Consider the following 18,061-nt stretch of genomic DNA (forward strand, 5'->3'; position numbering starts at 1 on the left):
ATTATTCCTTTAACTCCGCTACTGTGCCGATAAAGAGGTCGCCACGTACTTCAAAGTTAGCATACATATCCCAGCTGGCATTTGCAGGACTGAGAAGGACTACATCTCCTGGAGTCGCAAGTTCATAGGCTTTGCGGGTCGCATCTGCAATACCAGTCGCATCCACATATGCCACACCAGCCTTATCTGCTGCCCGTTTGACACGTTCTGCAGACTGACCGAGGATGACCATCTTCTTAAGTCCAGTAATGTCTGGTACCAATTCGTCAAACTCATTGCCACGGTCCAAACCACCTGCAATCAAAATGACCTTACTGTTGTCAAATCCTGACAAAGCTTTTTGAGTAGCCAAGATATTGGTTGACTTGCTATCATTATAGAATTTGACACCCTTGATTTCATCCACAAATTGGAGACGGTGTTTGACACCTCCAAAGGCTGAAAGAGTTTCTTTGATGGTTTGGTTATCCACACCACGAAGCTTGGCTACAGCAATCGTCGCAAGAGCATTTTCCACGTTGTGGCTACCTGGAACTCCGATTTCATTCGCTGCCATGACTACTTCCCCACGGAAGTAGAGTTGACCATCTTCCAAGTAAGCTCCATCAACTTTTTCCTGTGTTGAGAATGGTACAACTTTAGCTTGTGTTTTAGTAGCCAATTCTTTTGCCAAGTCTTGGTTAAAGTTCAAGACAAGGAAATCAGCCTCTGTCATCTTGTTCTGGATATTCCACTTGGCTGCTACATATTCCTCAAAAGAACCATGATAATCGATATGAGTTGGCATGAGGTTGGTAATAACCGCAATCTCTGGATGGAATTCTTGCACACCCATGAGTTGGAAGGAAGAAAGTTCCATGACAAGCGTGTCCTTATCTGACGCAGTTTGGGCCACTTGACTAGCTGGATAGCCGATATTTCCTGATAAAAGACCATGTTGACCAGCAGCAGTCAAAACTTCCCCAATCATGGTCGTTGTGGTTGTTTTACCGTTCGAACCTGTGATACCGATAATTGGCGCTTCTGAAATCAAGTAAGCCAATTCCACCTCGGTCAAGACTGGAATTCCCTTGGACAAAGCCTTTTCAATCATGGGATTACTGTATGGGATACCTGGATTTTTCACCATAAGGGCAAACTCTTCATCCAAGAGTTCCAAAGGATGACCGCCTGTGATGACCTTGATCCCTTCTTCCAGCAAACTTTGCGCAGCTGGATTGTCCTCGAATGGTTTCCCGTCATTTACTGTCACAATGGCACCCAGCTTATCCAACAAACGAGCTGCAGATTCACCAGACTTGGCCAAACCTAAAACAAGGACTTTCTTATTTTTAAATTGATCTATTACTTTCATGTCTCGAACTCCATTTCTACTCTTACTATTTTACCATTTTTATGGAAATAATTCTAAACGAAAATGCTCAGATTCAGCATTCTAACAAGCAAAAAGAGAGCCAAAACTCTCTTTTTATCTTCTTTTTCTTTTACTAACCGACATAAGGGTAATATCTCGCAAGCTAAAGTATGCTAGGAAGAACATGGCGATTGCGATAAAGAATTCTGTCGGTAGCTGAAAGATTTGCAGAACAGACAACATCAGCAAAATCAAAAGTGCTACGAAAGCAAAGACGACAAGGACGATATTGACTGTCCCTTTAATGCTTTCTGGTGTCGCAAATACATAGAGTAGTAATAAGAGGAGTCCTATGATTAAATAAACCATCTTTATCTCTTTCTAGCTCTTATTCAGCTGATTTTTTCTTCTTGTTAGCTTTCTCACGCTCTGCCTTATTAAGAATTTGTTTACGCAAACGGATAGACTCAGGCGTTACTTCCATGTACTCATCGTCGTTCAAGAATTCAAGAGACTCTTCAAGTGTCAAGATACGAGGCGTCTTAATAACAGCTGTTTGGTCCTTAGTAGCTGAACGGACGTTGGTCATTTGTTTTGCCTTAGTGATGTTAACTGTCAAGTCATTTTCACGAGAGTTTTCACCGATAATCATTCCTTCGTAAACTTCAGTACCTGGGTTGACAAAGATCGTACCACGTTCTTCGATAGACATGATTGAGTAAGTTGTAGCCTTACCAGCATCGATAGAAACAAGGGCACCACGGTGACGACCACCAATTTCACCTGGAATCAATGGCAAGTATTGGTCGAAGGTATGGTTCATGATACCGTAACCACGAGTCATTGACAAGAACTCAGTTGAGTAACCGATCAACCCACGCGCTGGAACAAGGAAGACCAAACGAGTTTGACCATTACCAGTTGAAATCATATCCAACATTTCACCCTTACGTTCAGAAAGGCTTTGGATAACAGACCCTTGGTATTCTTCTGGAGTGTCGATTTGTACACGTTCAAATGGCTCACATTTGACACCATCGATTTCTTTTACGATAACTTCTGGACGAGATACTTGAAGTTCATATCCCTCACGGCGCATTGTTTCGATAAGGATTGACAAGTGCAATTCTCCACGTCCTGAAACTGTCCATTTATCTGGTGAATCCGTTGGGTCAACACGAAGGGAAACGTCTGTTTGCAATTCTGCCTGCAAACGTTCTTCCACCTTACGAGAAGTCACCCATTTACCTTCTTTACCAGCAAATGGTGAGTTGTTGACCAAGAAAGTCATTTGAAGAGTTGGCTCATCGATGTGTAGAATTGGAAGAGCTTCAACTGCATCTGTTGGAGTGATGGTTTCACCGACAAAGATATCTTCCATACCAGAAACGGCAATCAAGTCACCCGCTTTAGCTTCTTGGATTTCACGACGTTCCAATCCAAAGAAACCGAAGAGTTTTGTAACACGGAAGTTCTTCGTTGTGCCGTCAAGTTTAGAAAGGGTAACTTGGTCACCAACTTTAACAGTACCACGGAAGACACGACCGATACCGATACGTCCAACAAAGTCGTTGTAGTCCAAAAGTGATACTTGGAACTGTAAAGGCTCATCTGAGTTATCTACTGGAGCTGGGATATGGTCAATAATCGTGTCAAAGATTGGTGCCATAGTCGCTTCTTGGTCAGCTGGGTCATCTGACAATGAAGAAGTTCCGTTGATTGCTGAAGCATACACCACTGGGAAGTCAAGCTGGTCGTCATCTGCACCAAGCTCGATGAAAAGTTCCAAGACTTCGTCCACTACTTCTGCTGGACGAGCTGATGGTTTATCGATTTTATTGACAACCACGATTGGGACAAGGTCTTGTTCCAAGGCTTTTTTCAATACGAAACGAGTTTGTGGCATTGTTCCTTCGTAGGCATCTACGACCAAAACAACACCGTCAACCATTTTCATGATACGCTCAACTTCTCCACCGAAGTCCGCGTGTCCTGGTGTGTCCATGATGTTGATACGAGTTCCGTTGTAGGCAACGGCTGTATTTTTAGCAAGGATGGTAATTCCACGCTCTTTTTCGATATCATTTGAGTCCATCGCACGCTCAGCCAATTCAGTACGTGCATCAAGCGTTTCGGATTGTTTCAATAATTCGTCAACGAGGGTTGTTTTACCGTGGTCAACGTGGGCGATAATCGCAATGTTACGGATATCTTCTCTTAATTTTGTCATGATTTCCTCTATAATATTCAAAATTTATTTTCTAACTGAACGATTATACCATAATTTCAAGTAAATAACATAATTCAAGCAAGTGTAAATGTTTTCACTCTACTTTTCTTTTCACGTCAAGCCTTTTCAAAGCAGACAACTTATGATAAGATAGGCACAGTATGCGTTTAGATAATTTATTAGCTCAAGAAAAAATCAGCCGAAAAGCCATGAAACAAGCCTTACTCAAAGAGGAAATTCTAGTCGATGGTCGCCCAGCCCGCTCCCTAGCTCAGAATATCGATACAGGACTACAGGAACTCCTTTTTCAGGACCGAATCATTCAAGGCTATGAGCACACCTATCTTATGCTTCATAAGCCTGCTGGTGTCGTTACAGCCAACAAAGACAAGGAACTTCCAACTGTCATGGACTTGCTGTCACCTGACATCCAATCTGACAAGCTCTATGCTGTCGGCCGACTGGACCGAGATACGACGGGACTCCTCCTCTTGACTGACAACGGTCCCTTGGGCTTTCAGCTCCTCCATCCCCAATATCATGTCGATAAGACTTATCAAGTTGAGGTCAATGGACTCCTGACACCTGACCATATCCAAGCCTTTCAAAAGGGAATTGTCTTTTTAGATGGCACCGTCTGTAAACCTGCAAGGCTAAAGATTCTATCTGCAAGTCATTCTTTCAGTCAAGCCTCTATCACCATTTCAGAAGGAAAATTTCATCAAGTCAAGAAAATGTTCCTCTCTGTCGGCGTTAAGGTCACTGCGCTAAAACGAATTCAATTCGGTGAGTTTACATTAGACCCAGAACTAGCAGAGGATCAATACCGTCCCTTGAACCAAGAGGAATTGAAAATCATTAAAAACTATTTAGAGATGAGTCGATAAAACAAAAAAGCTTTAAAATTAAAGCTTTTTTATTTTACACTACTTAATTCATAAAAAAGAATCAATCCTAAAACCCAATTAATTACGGAAACTACAATCCCTACAATAGCTATAATTTTTTCTGTTTTATAGTCTAGTCCAGATTCTTTTTGAAGTGAGTTAGCATACAATAAACTGGTAATACCTAAACCAATACCTCCCAACGGAAATAACAAAGCAAGAATAATCGACAAGATACCAACAAAAAGTGGATTTTTCTTCTTTTCTTTCATGTTCTAAGAACTCCTTAAATTTATACAAATTAATTATACTATAAAACAATAGCTTCATCCTATCATTCGACTAATTTGGAAATAAGGTTAGCTAGTCTTCACTTTCCCTTTCCAAGAATCCAAACCATAAGAAAGGATATAAATCTCAGAAAAACCTTGTTTTTTCAAGTAAAGGGCTGCATTTGTCACACGTTGCGCACGTTGGTTTTCGTAAAGAAGGACAGGTTTATCTTTACGAAGGGCTGCAAGACTAGTCTTCAACTGACTTGAAGGAATATTGCGGGCCCCAAGGATATGTTTTCTGTGGAATTCTGCTGGATCACGCAAATCAATCAATTGACCTGTACGAATCAAGGCTTCAAACTCCTCATTGTCTACGATTTTAGCCGCACGGCGAATACGAAGATAGTTAAAGCCCATCCATGCCAACATTGCTAGTATAAGTGCCCACAAAATCCAAGTAACCATTAGTTCTTTTCTCCATTTTTCTCAATATAATCCAATTCTACCTTGTGCTCTCTGCGAAGAACCGCTTCTGCTTCTAGATAGTCTAATTTGTCCATCAACCCTGCATCGTAAATCCGAGAGAGTTCCAACTTCATCAGTTCAATATCATATAAGCGTTTTCCCATGTAAACAATAATACCAAATCGTTTGAGGAATTGCTGCACATCATAGAATGTTTTCATAAGACTCATTCTAGCAAAATTTTGTGTTTTTTTCAAGAAGAGAATCACACAAGAAGTATCACAGAAATTAAAAATGCTGCATCTTCTGCAGCTTTTTAATCTGGTGGAAAATAGCCCAACTGCTCAGCGATGTGAATCGCCTCCTGCCTGTTAGTCACTCCCAATTTTGAAAAGATATTGGCCAAGTGATTGGAAACTGTACGTTTACTCACATAGACCTTGTCACAGACATCATCAATGGTCAAGCCATTTCTAACCAGTTCTAGTATCTCGATTTCTCGTGGTGTTAACACCTCTACCATCACTTCATCTGAAAAGACCTTACCACCTAGATAAATCTTTTCCAGTTTTTTCACCAACTCATCTGGGTCCATACTTTTGTCCAGAAAGCCATAAGCCCCCATAACTTTAGCTCGGTGTTCATACATTTTTTTACTGTACCCTGTCAAAATCACAACCTTACTAGAACAACCATTGTCGATAATCTCTTGTGCCAAGGTCAGCCCATCATCTTGATACAGACTCGTCAGGTTGATATCAATCAAAATAATGTCGTAGTCATTAAAAGCAATCTCCGAAATAGTCGAAAAATTATCTACTAACTGGACCTTTTTAATGTTTTCCGATAACTCTAAAATCATCTTGATACTTTGGCTGAATAATTTATGATCATCAATTAACAAAATTTTCATAACACAACTCCTTATCAATCGGGAGAGTAATTTCTACACGAAATCTCTTATTATTTTCAAAAATCTGCATTTGACCACCTAAAACACTAATTTTATTAGACATATTTTTCAAGCCATAACCTAAGGATTTTTCTGTTTGAAGGCAGTCATTTTCAGAAATGATAAAAATAGTGTCATCATGCACATCAATCTTCAAAGAAATCGTTCCACCACTAGCGTGCTTAACGGCATTGGTCGCCAACTCCTCAACCAGACGATAGGCAATTTTATCGTAAGGAGATAAAAGCCTAAAGTAAGCAGGAAACTGTGTGACGACTTCATTTTCTGCGTGATAGCGCTTGACAATCCGATTAATCAGCCCTTGATACTGGATGTCTAACTGCTCGTCTGTTTCTACCATTGGCTGATAATAATCCATCCGCTCGCGAATCCGCTGAACCAACTCCTCTGTCACCAGATTGATCTGTTCACCAAAAGCTTGATTGCTACTATATTTATTGAAATTTTTTATCGCCATCACATTTTGCAGGATTTCATTGTGAAGAAATTCGGAGAACTGTTGTTCTGTGTCTTCATTTGCCAGCAGACTTTTCACCATACGATTACGCTTTAAAAAGAGAACTTTTACATAATGCCTAGCATCTAGCATTTCAGCAGAACAAAAAAGGCGAATCAATTCTTCCGAACAAATCCCGAACAATAGTAACATGATATTCAAGACCAAAAAGCTCGTGTTTAAGTCTAAATGAAAGATAATAAAAATGCCTACTAACAAAAACAGAACCAGTAAAAACAAGCGTGAAAAAGCTTTTATATAGGACAATTTTAACTCTGATACCTTTTTTTGAAGAGAGCTGACAATCGTTTTGAAGTGTAAAAAAGCTAAGATTCCAAGAATTTCTAGATACCAGACTAGGTTCATCACTCCTGAGCCCCTCGTATTGATATAAAAAAAGAAATAAGAAAGAGGCAATATCAAAGCTAATATCCACAAATTTCGTCTCTGATACTTGAGTTTACTTTTCAACTCTTTATGATATAAAATCAGTAAAATCAAGGGAACAAGGTTTAAAAAGAAAGACGCAAACAAGGACAGAAAGAGAAAAATTGAAGGACTTAACAGATACGAACTAATGGTGATTAGTGTCAACACAAAGGACACACTCAACAGTTCTTCTCCTATTTTTTCTCCCAGAAAGATAATAGACAGAGAACTATACACCAATAAAAAAGAGTTGAGCGGATGAAGAATATCAAAAAAGTGCAACAGGGTGCTCGCAACCCCTTGATTAAATATGGATTGCCAGCTAATGAGAAACATCATCAGGAGCAACCAAAGTTTCAACTCACTATAGCGAAAGGTCACAATATTACAAATATAGCTAAATACAATTAAAGCAATAATCAGCAATAAAACCATCTGCAAAGAAAAATCTGTCGAAAAGTCCAGAGGAATCCTATAATAAATATAAATCATTAAAGCTAGATGATTAAAAATCGTCAACCACCACAATAAAAGTGAGTTTTTCGAGAGCGATTTGACAAACTGTTTCATATGTATCTACTTCCTGAACTACTTTAATATTATTATAACACAATACCAGAATTGTCGGATAGGCAACTCTGGTATTTGACTTAATTTTCAATAATTTGCCAACTTACTCTGTAAGTCACTAGCAGGTAAAGGACAAAGAGTAAAACCGCTACTCCCAGATAGGTGATATCAATAGAAATGCTGGTATTAGCGAAATTCTCAAAATAGCCCAAAAGAGCTGTACTCAAGGCAAGTGCTAGCGGACCTGCGATAAGCAGCGGAACCAAGAAATAACTTAGAATCTGTTGCAAAAGAATAGAGCGATTTTGCTTCCTCTTATTCCCAAGAAGGTATAAGATTTGATAATCATTGACACTATCCAAAGCACTTGTAGAAGTTTGAAGGGACAAGATACTGAGGGAAATAATGATAAAAATAACACTGACAAAAATCATGACAAAGACAATGACGCCCATAAATCCAAGGTAAACCTCAAAAATACTTCCTTTCGTTTGATAGGTGAACGAATTCAACTCTGCTCCATCACGAGTGAAGTAGTATTTTTCAATCCACTGACTCAAGAATGTTTCTACTTCCCGTTTGTCTATATTTTCCTTGAAATTGGCAACATAGGTCGTGTGGTCTTCCGTCAATCCAACTACTACCTTATCTGGTACAATCAAGGTTCCTGAGTCATTTGTAGTTACTGAAGATAAAAAGTAAACTGTTTCAAGTGGCTTTGAAGAGGCAAGGTTGAGAGAATGACCGTTAATCATGAAGGTTTTGGTCGTTGATAGAAAGTCCTGGATCTGCTTAGCAGTTCCTTTATAATTGGCATTGACTAGAAATTGGTCTTCTGCCAAGTGAACCGCTTTTTTCCCTTGCAGTTTGCGGAGATGATTGTAGGCAGAAATTCCTAAAATCGGTACTTTTGATTCAGGAAGTTTCTTATCATGCTCCCAGAGATTACTAGTATCAATCAAATCTTTATAAGTTAAATCACTAGAATAGATAGGACAGCTGTACTCCTCTTTGATGAGGTTAAAGTCAAAGCCATCGGCTTTCAATCTGTCTTTGACAGATTCCTGAGAAAATTGAAACTCTTTACCACGGTAGAGATTGACAGTTACATCATAAGGTGAGTATTTGTTCAGCTCTCGGTTCATAGTCGTATAGGCACTACCACTAAAAACTAGTAAGCTGAGAGCCAGTGTCAAGGTCAAGGATAAGACAGCCAACGTGACCGAATTACTATCAGCTTGTTTTGAAAATTGACGGATTTTAAAAGTGTTTAGTTTGTTATAGTAGGTTTGAGGCAGTTTTCTAAGGGAGACCAAGATAAAATGGCTCAAGGTATTGTAAAATAAAATCACAAAAATCACGAAGACAGATACCAGCAAGATACCCCAGCTTTTCAAGAATGATAGATGGTGATAGTCTGAAAAATAGAGAGCACCAAAACCAATAACAGCTGTCGAAAGAATAAAGAGAAATGCTTGAAGAACTGGCTTGCCTTTTGCCAAGACAGATTTCTTGACCCCATTTTCTTGAATGAGTGCAATGATATTTTGCTTTCTAAAGGTAAGAATGTCCATGACACCAACAATAAAACTGGTGACCAAATAGGAATAAACTAGTAAGATGACAGACTTGCTATCAAAGAAAAGCAGACTACCAAAGTAATTGGCCATGAAAAACTCAGATGCAATCTTAGCTAGAATGACCAGTAAAATCAATCCAAGCAAGAAACCTAGAATCAAGGAAAAGATATTGACCAGCATGGTTTCAAAGAACAGGGTACCGATAATCTGCTTCTTCTTCATTCCCAGCGTTGCATAAAGTCCTAGCTCTTTCTTACGCCGTCCCAGGACAAAGTTTGTGGAATAAACGACGAGAAAGGCAATCGCCGATAGAATCAGATAGGAAAGCAAGCCCATGTACTGACTCATCACCGTCGTCAACATTTCCTTTGCTCCTGATAAACTTTGCATCACTGGATGGCTTGGTAAAGCATTAAAAGCGTAGAGCAAGCTATAAATCAAGGTCAGACTGAAAAAATAGATGGTATAGGTCTGTAAATTTCGAAATACATTTCGTAAAATCAATTTTGGATACATACTCTCCCCCTCCTATCTGGTACGGCTGTAAATCTCTTGCAAATACTGTTCATTAGATAAGCTGTTACGTTCCAAATCATCCATAATCTTTCCATCGCTAAGTAGCACCATCCGTGAAGAGTACTTGGCTGCAGCAGGGGCATGCGTAACCAGTAAAATGGTAATCCCAAAACTTTTATTGATTTCCTGCAAAAGCGCCATCAGTTTTTCAGAATTGGCAGAGTCCAAGGCTCCTGTCGGCTCATCTGCGATAATCAGTTTAGAATCATCAATCAAGGCTCTAGCAGTTGCCACACGTTGTCGCTGACCACCTGATAACTGATTAGGAAACTTATCTTTTAAGTTTTGGATGGCCAACTTATCCAAAATTTCCTCAATCTTATCCTGATGTTTTTTGATATTTTCCCCCTGAATTTGAAGAGGTAGAACGATATTTTCATAGACCGTCAAGGTTTCCACCAAGTTGTAGGCTTGGAAAATATAGGAAATGTTTTTAGCACGATAGTCAGCTAGTTCATTTTCCTTGGCATGGATGATGTCAAAATCTTCAAATCGAATCTCACCTGATGTTGGTTTATCAATCGTTGAAATACAATTGAGGAGTGTTGTTTTTCCACTACCACTGGCCCCCATAATTGCCAGAAATTCACCTTTTTCAACGGACAAGTTCACATCTGATAAAGCATGAACGATATTATCCCCTTGACCAAATGTTTTCGTTAATCCTGTCACAATAAGCTGTTTCATCATTTCATTCCTCCGTTTCTTTATTACTCTCTCATTATACGGTTCCTTTCAATGTTTGGCATGAGTATTTTGTGCAATATATTCAAGTAATAAAAAAACCGATGCCTTTTTCAGGTATCGGTCGATGTTGATTATTTGCGATCGTTTCTTTTTTTCATAAAGTAAACAATCCCTATGACAACAACTCCTAAGGCCAGTACAGGTGCATAGAATTCTAGTGTTCCAATAATTCCTTCCATTTTATCCTCCTGTCAAAAAATAGAGAGTTTTATCCACAGCGCACGTTTGGCGAAATACATTCATAAGAATATGTAAATCACCAACCACAGCGCCCCTGTGCTGTTAATCTAACAGCCGTACGCCACACAGTAGCGGATTTACCATCTAATTCTTGGCTATTAATTTCCATAATCCAAAGAATCAATCTCAAAGTTGTCTTGTTTTATTTGTATTTCTCCCCGTAAATATAACACCAAATCAAAATGTTGTCAATGTTTTGTAATAAAACACTAGAATTTTCCTTTTGTTTTATCTAACAGCGAACATTATTTGTCGTACACTCATAGAAACAGGTGAAACACAATCCACAGCGGCCTGCTAGTGTCATTTTAAAAGCTGTGTACCACTAGCTTGCAATTCCCGAAAAGTTCTTGGTTTTCAACCTCGAAACTTAGAGAATCAATCTCTGGACGACTTGTATTTTTAGCCATAAGGTTACTTCCTTCTTTTAGATGATCATCTTTACAGTAACTAGTATAAACTCTAGTATTGGATAAGTAATGAGTAAATCGTGCAAATTTCTTATTTTCGAGTAAAATTTTTAATCTTATTTACTAAATGGTTTAGAAATTTCTTCTTAACTACTTTACAGAGACCCACACACTCCCCCTGATTTTCCTATCTTCCTTGGCGATTCTGAAGCAAGTGTGGTACAATAAAAACATGAGAATTCAACAATTACATTATATTATCAAAATCGTCGAAACTGGCTCCATGAATGAGGCAGCCAAGCAACTCTTTATCACTCAACCGAGTCTTTCCAATGCAGTAAGAGATTTGGAAAATGAAATGGGCATTGAAATCTTTATTCGTAATCCTAAGGGTATCACCTTGACCCGTGATGGGATGGAGTTCCTCTCTTATGCCCGTCAGGTTGTCGAGCAAACCCAGCTTCTGGAGGAACGCTATAAAAATCCTGTCGCCCACCGTGAACTCTTTAGCGTTTCATCTCAACACTATGCCTTTGTGGTCAATGCCTTTGTATCGCTACTCAAGAAAAGCGATATGGAAAAATACGAGCTCTTCCTTCGTGAAACTCGTACTTGGGAGATTATCGATGACGTAAAGAACTTCCGTAGTGAGGTCGGTGTCCTATTTTTGAACAGCTACAACCGTGATGTGTTAACCAAAATGCTGGATGACAACCACCTGCTGGCTCACCATCTCTTTACCGCCCAACCGCATATCTTTGTCAGCAAGACCAATCCTCTAGCAAAGAAAGACAAGGTCAAACTAGAAGACTTGGAGAACTTCCCTTACCTCAGCTATGACCAAGGAACTCATAACTCCTTCTACTTCTCTGAAGAGATTCTCTCGCAGGAATACCACAAAAAATCTATCGTAGTCAGCGACCGTGCTACCCTCTTTAATCTCTTGATTGGTTTGGATGGTTATACCATTGCAACAGGTATTTTGAACAGCAACCTCAACGGAGACAATATCGTTTCCATCCCACTGGATATTGATGACCCAATTGAACTGGTCTATATCCAGCATGAAAAAACCAGCCTGTCTAAGATGGGCGAACGCTTTATCGACTATCTCCTAGAAGAAGTCCAGTTTGATAGTTGAGAAATGATAAGAACCAATATGTAGGCTAGCAACAACCTGCACATTGGTTCTTTTTATTTATAATTAAAAGTTTCCCCTGCCAACTTATCTGCTAGCTTGGGAAAGAGAGTATAAAACTTATGGGCTAGGTTCAACAAAATCGGGAGGTTGAGTTCTCGTTTGTTTTTTCCTATAATCTTGACAATCTTTTTAGCCACTGTATCTGGTTCTAGCAAGAAACGGTCAACCGACTTAAGATAAGTCCCATCTGGGTCCGCTTGGTCAAAAAATCCTGTTCGGATTGGTCCTGGATTGACTGTTGTCACATAGACTCCATAGGGCATGAGTTCGAGACGCAGAGCATTTGAAAAACCAATGGCCGCAAACTTGGTCGCTGAGTAGAGACTGGACTTGCCAGTAGCGATTAAACCTGCCATGCTAACGATATTGATGATATGGCCTTTTCGACTCTCTTTCATACGGGCCGCAAGTCGTCGAGATAGATTCATCAGGGCAAAGGTATTGACCTCAAACATCTGGTGAATATCTTGGTCAGAAATCTGGTCAAATTCCTCAAAGATCCCGTAACCAGCGTTGTTTATCAAAACATCAATCTTGCCATAGCGGAGATAGAGGTCTGCTAGCAGAGTTTCTAAGGCTGAATCATCGGTAATATCGATTTCAATCAATTCTGCTTGTGGATGATTTCCGTAGAGTTGGACTAATTTTTTCTTATTTCTACCAAGCAAGATGAGTTGGTCATTTTGCAGGAGTTTGACCATCTCTTGTGCTAGGCCACCGCTAGCTCCGGTAATGAGAATAGTAAGCATACTTATCCTTTCTCAATCTTTTAGATTTCCACTTCTTCCAAATCTTTGACCACATGGACATTTTCAAAAACACTAGCAGCATCTTTTTTGAGCTTGCTGATATCTTTTGAGAGGAAACGGGCACTGATATGGTTGAGCAATAGTCGTTTGGCACCTGCTTCTACCGCTACTTGTGCAGCTTGCATGTTAGTAGAGTGGCCATGGTTACGAGCAATTTTTTCATCACCCTTGCCATAAGTGGACTCATGAACTAGGACATCGGCATTAACAGCCAGACGCACACTGGCATCCGTTTTTCGAGTGTCTCCTAAAATAGTGATAATTTTACCTGGACGTGGAGCTGAGATATAGTCAGCTGCCTTGATTTCAGTACCGTCTTCGAGAACAACGTCCTGACCGTTTTTGATTTTCCCAAAAAGTGGGCCAAATGGGACACCAGCCGCCTTGAGTTTTTCAGCATCCAGCGTTCCTTCCAATTCCTTTTGCATGACACGGTAACCAACACAGAAAATAGTGTGGTCCAACTCCTCTGCATACACAGTGAATTTATCGGTCTCGAGGATTTTCCCTAGAGAATCTTGGTCAAACTCATGAAAATGAATACGGTAAGGCAGGCGCGAACCTGACACACGAAGACTAGTTAAGACAAATGACTTGATCCCTTGCGGTCCATAGATTTCCAAATCTGTCTGCTCTTCATTGGCCTGAAAGGCACGACTAGAAAGGAAACCTGGCAAGCCAAAGATGTGGTCTCCATGTAGGTGGGTAATAAAGATTTTGCTGACCTTACGTGGTCGAATTGTCGTTTCAAGAATGCGATTTTGCGTACCTTCTCCACAGTCAAAGAGCCAGACTTCGTTAATCTCGTCCAAGAGTTTCAGGGCGAGACTAGAGACATTGCGGGCTTTAGAGGGCTGGCCAGCCCCCGTTCCTAAAAATTGAATATCCATTCGATACTTTCTAATTAATCAATATATAACATGGCTGTGCGGTTTTCCGATCGGAAATAGCGCTTGCCAGAAAAAGCAGTAGCTTCTTGTAATAACTCCTCTTGGCTGTAACCTTTAAGACGCTTACGACCGTCAGCCAAACTTTCCAAATCAGTCAAAGCTGTGAGACTCTCTACGCTAACAACTTCCTCATCTCTAATAGCCTTCATGTAAATCTTACCAGACTCTTCAAAGACTAGTTGATGTGGGAAAATTTGCGCAATTTCAAAGAGCAAGTCTTCTGAAATTTTCTCTTCATTTTCAGAGAAAATCCGACCAAGACCCTCACACTCATAACAAAAACCAAAGGATTTACCAGACAGATTAAGACGAATAAAAGGCTTATTTTCTAGGGTGAAACTTGGCTCAGCATTGTAGAGATTCAGTTCCTGACTGAGTTCCACAAAATAATCCGTCGCGGCCTCAGGACTCTTTTTCTGGTAGAGTTCTGCAAAATAGGCATTGACCACACTAGGCGGAGGAGTGATCAGTGCCAACTGCTCTTGCTCTGTTTTACCAGCTAGAAGTTGATCCAGATAAACCTTGTCCAGACTTGTATAGCCCCCATATTTTAGAGCCAACGTTTTAATATCAGTCATAAAATTCTTCTAACCTCCATTTGTTTTTCTCGGAAATGTAGCCTGTAATCACTTCGCCATCCTCCTGATAATCACGTTCTTCCAGAATCGCTACACTTTCTAAATCATGAATCTTGTAGGACTTAGAAAAAGGCACGCGCAGGGTAAAGGATTCAAAAATATCCTTGATTTTCTCTAAAAACAAAGCCTGCAAATTCTCACGACTATCCTCAGACTTGGCAGAAATGAGGGCATAAGGCGTTTGGGTAGGCGTGAAATCCTCCACCAAATCCGCTTTATTATAGAGGGTCAAGCGAGGAATGTCGTCCATATCCAGGTCTTTCATGATAGACAGGACTGTTTTTTCATGCTCCTCGTGGTAAGGATTGCTGGCATCGATCACATGAACCAGAAGATCCACATGCTTGCTTTCTTCCAAGGTTGACTTGAAACTGGACACCAACTCTGTCGGTAAATCTTGGATAAAGCCCACGGTATCTGTCAAAGTTACTTGGAGATTTCCCACCAGATGGATACTCTTAGTCGTCGCATCTAGAGTCGCAAAGAGCTCGTCCGCTTCATACTGGGTCTTACTGGTCAAGGTGTTCATGATAGTTGACTTCCCAGCATTGGTATAACCAATCAAACCAATCTTAAAGGTGCTTGACTCCAAACGTTTTTCTCTGACTGTCGCCCGATTTTTTTCAACCACCTTGAGCTGGCGCTCGATATCCGTGATTTGATTGCGAACACTACGACGGTTCAGCTCCAGCTGGCTTTCACCAGGTCCACGGGAACCAATTCCCCCTGCCTGACGGCTGAGCATAATTCCCTGACCAACCAAGCGAGGCAAGAGATATTTGAGCTGGGCTAGGTGGACTTGGAGCTTCCCTTCATGACTTCGAGCCCGCATGGCAAAGATATCCAGAATCAACTGCATACGGTCAATGACCTTAACACCCAGAACTTCCTCTAGATTGACATTTTGCCGTGGAGTTAAACGATTGTTGACGATGACAGTGGTAATTTCTTCTGCATCCACCATGAGCGCAATTTCTTCTAACTTACCAGAGCCGACGAAGGTCTTGGAATCATATTTTTCACGTTTTTGTCTGTAACTATCTACAACGACTGCCCCAGCTGTCTTAGCCAGACTGGCCAATTCTTCCATAGAGAGATCAAAATTGTCCATGCCTTGCAATTCCACACCAATCAGCAGAACTCGCTCCTCTTTTTTCTCCGTTTCAATCATCTAAAAACTCCTCAATCTGGCTAAAAATACGCTCCTGCACACCAGATTCTCCAATCTGATAAAAGGTGACCTGCATGCGATTACGGAACCAGGTAAGCTGACGCTTGGCAAAACGACGGGTCGCCTGTTTGAGATTCTCACTAGCTTCCTCCAAGGTCTGCTCTCCACGGAAATATGGAAAGAGTTCCTTATAGCCAATTCCTTTGACAGCCTGCACATCAAGGTAATGGTCAAAAAGCCACTTGGCCTCATCCAAAAGTCCAGCCTCAAACATCAGATCCACTCGATGGTTGATACGTTCATAAAGCTGACTGCGTTCGTCATCCAAGCAGATGATCAAAGGTTCATACAAGGTCTCTTGATTTTCCAAATCCTGACCAAAATGGGCAATCTCCAAGGCACGCATCGCACGACGACGATTAAACTGAGGAATCTCAAGGCCTGCTTGCTCCACAAGATGGGCTAATTCCTCATCTGTATAAGGATCCAAACTAGCTCGATAAGCTAAAATCTCCTCATGAGGAGTCTCCCCACCTAGATGGTAGCCTTCAAGCAAGCTCTGAATATAAAGTCCAGTCCCACCAGCGATAATGGCAAGCTTGCCACGGCTGTGAATATCCTCAATAGCCATCTTAGCCTCTGAAACAAAATCAAAAGCCGAGTAAGACTCGGTTACCTCTCTAACATCGATTAAATGATGAGGAACAGCTGCCTGCTCTTCTGGACTAGCCTTAGCCGTCCCAATATCAAGTCCTCGATAGACTTGTTGGCTATCTCCACTAACCACTTCGCCATTAAAACGCTTGGCCACTTCAATGGCAAGGGCTGTTTTTCCAACAGCAGTCGGTCCAACAATCACAATTATTTTTGTTTTCATCTTTTTTCCTTGAAAAATTCCCATTTTTTCGTTACTATTATTATAACACAAAAAGGTCAGTCAGAAAAATGTGACCTCTTAAGGGGGCTGGCTGATTGAGAATATAAAGGAGGAAGACTCATGGCTAAAGGATTTGCTAAAGGTCTTGTAACAGGTGTCGCAGGAACTGTCGCTGCCGTCGCAGGTGCAGTATACGCATTTAAAAAGAAAGTGATCGAACCAGAAGAGCAAAAAGCAGCTTTCATCGAAGAAAACCGTAAAAAAGCAGCTCGTCGCCGCGTATCACGTTAAGAAACAAAAGAAGTTGGGATTTATTGTCTCAACTTCTTTTTTCTATTCTTTTAAATAGCTAGGTCAAACTTCAACTGTGGCTTGACAGGGTCATAATCCACCAACTCAAAATCTTCTGCTTTGATATCAAAGAAACTAGTCCCATCAGGAACATTTAAAACCAAGCGTGGTTGGCAGTTTGATGGCTCACGACGGAGCAATTCTTGAGCTTGTTCAAATTGATTGTCATAGATATGGAGGTTGTTGATGAAGTAAAAGAACTTCCCAACCTTCCATCCAAAATGCTTAGCAATCATCATTTGAAGAGCCACGTACTGCATAGCATTGATGTGGTGGGCCACCAGCATATCGTTAGAACGCTGGGTCAAGGTCGCATCCAGATAGATTTCTCCATCAACACGGCGGACATCAAACATGGTCTGAAAGGCACATGGGAGGAGGCCCTCTGTCTCCTCAAAAGCTTGGTAATCCCAGAGCGAAATGATATTGCGGCGGTTCCAAGGATTGGCTTCCAACTGTTTAAGAAGTTTATTGATAATGTCGTGTTTCTTAACGACCGCTCCATAACGCTCACCAATAGTTCCTGTATCTCCCACTTCCCAGTCATTCCAGTAGTGAACATTGTACTTGCTATTCAGCACTTCTAAGCTATTAGACTGATCTTGGTAAATCCAGAGCACTTCCTTGATGGCGGATTTGATGGCAATAGGACGCAAGGTTGTAATGGGGAATTCCCCCTTTGCCAAGTCATACTCGGCAAATGCACCCGTTACATACTTGGAGTTGGCAACTGTCCCATCCTTGTACTTGGGGCGTGCTTGTTCAGAAAAGACACCATCTTTGAGGATTCGTTCAATATTCTCTTTAAAAATCGTATCTGCTTTTGTCATTT

20 protein-coding genes are annotated in these 18,061 nt (G+C 40.7%); 3 read left to right on the top strand and 17 right to left on the bottom strand.

Annotated features, from left to right (window positions below):
- Position 1: 1 nt before the first annotated feature.
- The 3 genes from murD to typA all read right to left on the bottom strand — a co-directional run bounded on the left by murD (position 2) and on the right by typA (position 3,584).
- Positions 2-1,354: a UDP-N-acetylmuramoyl-L-alanine--D-glutamate ligase gene (murD, locus tag QM818_RS03305; protein ID WP_261080750.1), complete on the bottom strand. Its 1,353-nt coding sequence runs from the start codon at positions 1,352-1,354 to the stop codon at positions 2-4.
- A gap of 114 nt (positions 1,355-1,468) precedes the next feature.
- Positions 1,469-1,723, bottom strand: a complete 255-nt coding sequence (locus QM818_RS03310; protein WP_414299909.1) for a DUF3165 family protein — start codon at positions 1,721-1,723, stop codon at positions 1,469-1,471.
- A gap of 19 nt (positions 1,724-1,742) precedes the next feature.
- Positions 1,743-3,584 (bottom strand): translational GTPase TypA, encoded by a 1,842-nt coding sequence (gene typA / locus QM818_RS03315; RefSeq protein WP_000164111.1) that lies wholly within the window; start codon positions 3,582-3,584, stop codon positions 1,743-1,745.
- 161 nt (positions 3,585-3,745) lie between these two features.
- Here typA and QM818_RS03320 point away from each other — a divergent pair, with 161 nt between their 5' ends.
- Entirely contained in the window at positions 3,746-4,471 is a 726-nt protein-coding gene (locus tag QM818_RS03320; RefSeq protein WP_414299910.1) for a 16S rRNA pseudouridine(516) synthase, read from the top strand.
- Between the two features lie 29 nt (positions 4,472-4,500).
- Here QM818_RS03320 and QM818_RS03325 read toward each other — a convergent pair whose 3' ends face one another.
- The 8 genes from QM818_RS03325 to QM818_RS03360 form a co-directional block, all read right to left on the bottom strand.
- Entirely contained in the window at positions 4,501-4,743 is a 243-nt protein-coding gene (locus tag QM818_RS03325; RefSeq protein WP_143951872.1) for a DUF4190 domain-containing protein, read from the bottom strand.
- Positions 4,744-4,830: 87 nt separating this feature from the next.
- Positions 4,831-5,211 (bottom strand): rhodanese-like domain-containing protein, encoded by a 381-nt coding sequence (locus QM818_RS03330; protein ID WP_000259256.1) that lies wholly within the window; start codon positions 5,209-5,211, stop codon positions 4,831-4,833.
- On the bottom strand, positions 5,211-5,480 hold the full coding sequence (locus QM818_RS03335; protein WP_020901947.1) for a YqgQ family protein: 270 nt from the start codon (positions 5,478-5,480) through the stop codon (positions 5,211-5,213). The genes QM818_RS03330 and QM818_RS03335 overlap by 1 nt, the downstream gene beginning before the upstream one ends.
- A gap of 47 nt (positions 5,481-5,527) precedes the next feature.
- Positions 5,528-6,124 carry a response regulator transcription factor gene (locus tag QM818_RS03340; RefSeq protein WP_000698198.1) on the bottom strand — a complete coding sequence of 199 codons (597 nt, stop codon included), beginning with the start codon at positions 6,122-6,124 and terminating at the stop codon, positions 5,528-5,530.
- Entirely contained in the window at positions 6,105-7,679 is a 1,575-nt protein-coding gene (locus tag QM818_RS03345) for a sensor histidine kinase (RefSeq protein ID WP_414299911.1), read from the bottom strand. Before QM818_RS03345 ends, QM818_RS03340 begins: the two co-directional genes overlap by 20 nt.
- Before the next feature lie 80 nt (positions 7,680-7,759).
- On the bottom strand, positions 7,760-9,775 hold the full coding sequence (locus QM818_RS03350; RefSeq protein ID WP_414299912.1) for an FtsX-like permease family protein: 2,016 nt from the start codon (positions 9,773-9,775) through the stop codon (positions 7,760-7,762).
- Positions 9,776-9,787: 12 nt separating this feature from the next.
- Complete coding sequence (locus QM818_RS03355) at positions 9,788-10,522, bottom strand: ABC transporter ATP-binding protein (protein ID WP_052689592.1); 735 nt, start codon at positions 10,520-10,522, stop codon at positions 9,788-9,790.
- Positions 10,523-10,653: 131 nt separating this feature from the next.
- Complete coding sequence (locus QM818_RS03360) at positions 10,654-10,761, bottom strand: QVPTGV class sortase B protein-sorting domain-containing protein (protein ID WP_115262369.1); 108 nt, start codon at positions 10,759-10,761, stop codon at positions 10,654-10,656.
- Between the two features lie 703 nt (positions 10,762-11,464).
- Between QM818_RS03360 and QM818_RS03365 the strand changes: the two genes are divergently transcribed.
- Entirely contained in the window at positions 11,465-12,373 is a 909-nt protein-coding gene (locus tag QM818_RS03365; RefSeq protein WP_049487917.1) for a LysR family transcriptional regulator, read from the top strand.
- Between the two features lie 53 nt (positions 12,374-12,426).
- Here the strand turns inward: QM818_RS03365 and QM818_RS03370 are convergent, their stop codons facing one another.
- From QM818_RS03370 to miaA, 5 genes are read right to left on the bottom strand one after another with little or no spacing between them, the layout of a single operon-like run.
- Positions 12,427-13,182 carry an SDR family NAD(P)-dependent oxidoreductase gene (locus QM818_RS03370; RefSeq protein ID WP_261080744.1) on the bottom strand — a complete coding sequence of 252 codons (756 nt, stop codon included), beginning with the start codon at positions 13,180-13,182 and terminating at the stop codon, positions 12,427-12,429.
- A 20-nt stretch (positions 13,183-13,202) separates the two neighbouring features.
- Entirely contained in the window at positions 13,203-14,132 is a 930-nt protein-coding gene (gene rnz, locus QM818_RS03375) for a ribonuclease Z (protein ID WP_261080743.1), read from the bottom strand.
- A gap of 14 nt (positions 14,133-14,146) precedes the next feature.
- A complete protein-coding gene (locus tag QM818_RS03380) occupies positions 14,147-14,770 on the bottom strand; it encodes a cystathionine beta-lyase (RefSeq protein WP_247931931.1) in 624 nt (207 codons plus the stop codon).
- Entirely contained in the window at positions 14,763-16,001 is a 1,239-nt protein-coding gene (gene hflX / locus QM818_RS03385) for a GTPase HflX (protein WP_414299913.1), read from the bottom strand. The genes QM818_RS03380 and hflX overlap by 8 nt, the downstream gene beginning before the upstream one ends.
- Positions 15,994-16,878: a tRNA (adenosine(37)-N6)-dimethylallyltransferase MiaA gene (miaA, locus tag QM818_RS03390; RefSeq protein WP_261080741.1), complete on the bottom strand. Its 885-nt coding sequence runs from the start codon at positions 16,876-16,878 to the stop codon at positions 15,994-15,996. Before miaA ends, hflX begins: the two co-directional genes overlap by 8 nt.
- A 120-nt stretch (positions 16,879-16,998) precedes the next feature.
- On the opposite strand from miaA, the gene QM818_RS03395 reads away from it, so the two are divergent.
- Positions 16,999-17,169, top strand: a complete 171-nt coding sequence (locus QM818_RS03395) for a DUF3042 family protein (RefSeq protein ID WP_001051780.1) — start codon at positions 16,999-17,001, stop codon at positions 17,167-17,169.
- 50 nt (positions 17,170-17,219) lie between these two features.
- Here the strand turns inward: QM818_RS03395 and QM818_RS03400 are convergent, their stop codons facing one another.
- Entirely contained in the window at positions 17,220-18,059 is an 840-nt protein-coding gene (locus tag QM818_RS03400; RefSeq protein WP_261080740.1) for a thymidylate synthase, read from the bottom strand.
- Positions 18,060-18,061 lie beyond the last annotated feature (2 nt).

The sequence above is a fragment of the Streptococcus mitis genome (assembly GCF_047464035.1).
GTDB classification, from domain to species: Bacteria; Bacillota; Bacilli; order Lactobacillales; family Streptococcaceae; genus Streptococcus; species Streptococcus mitis_DX.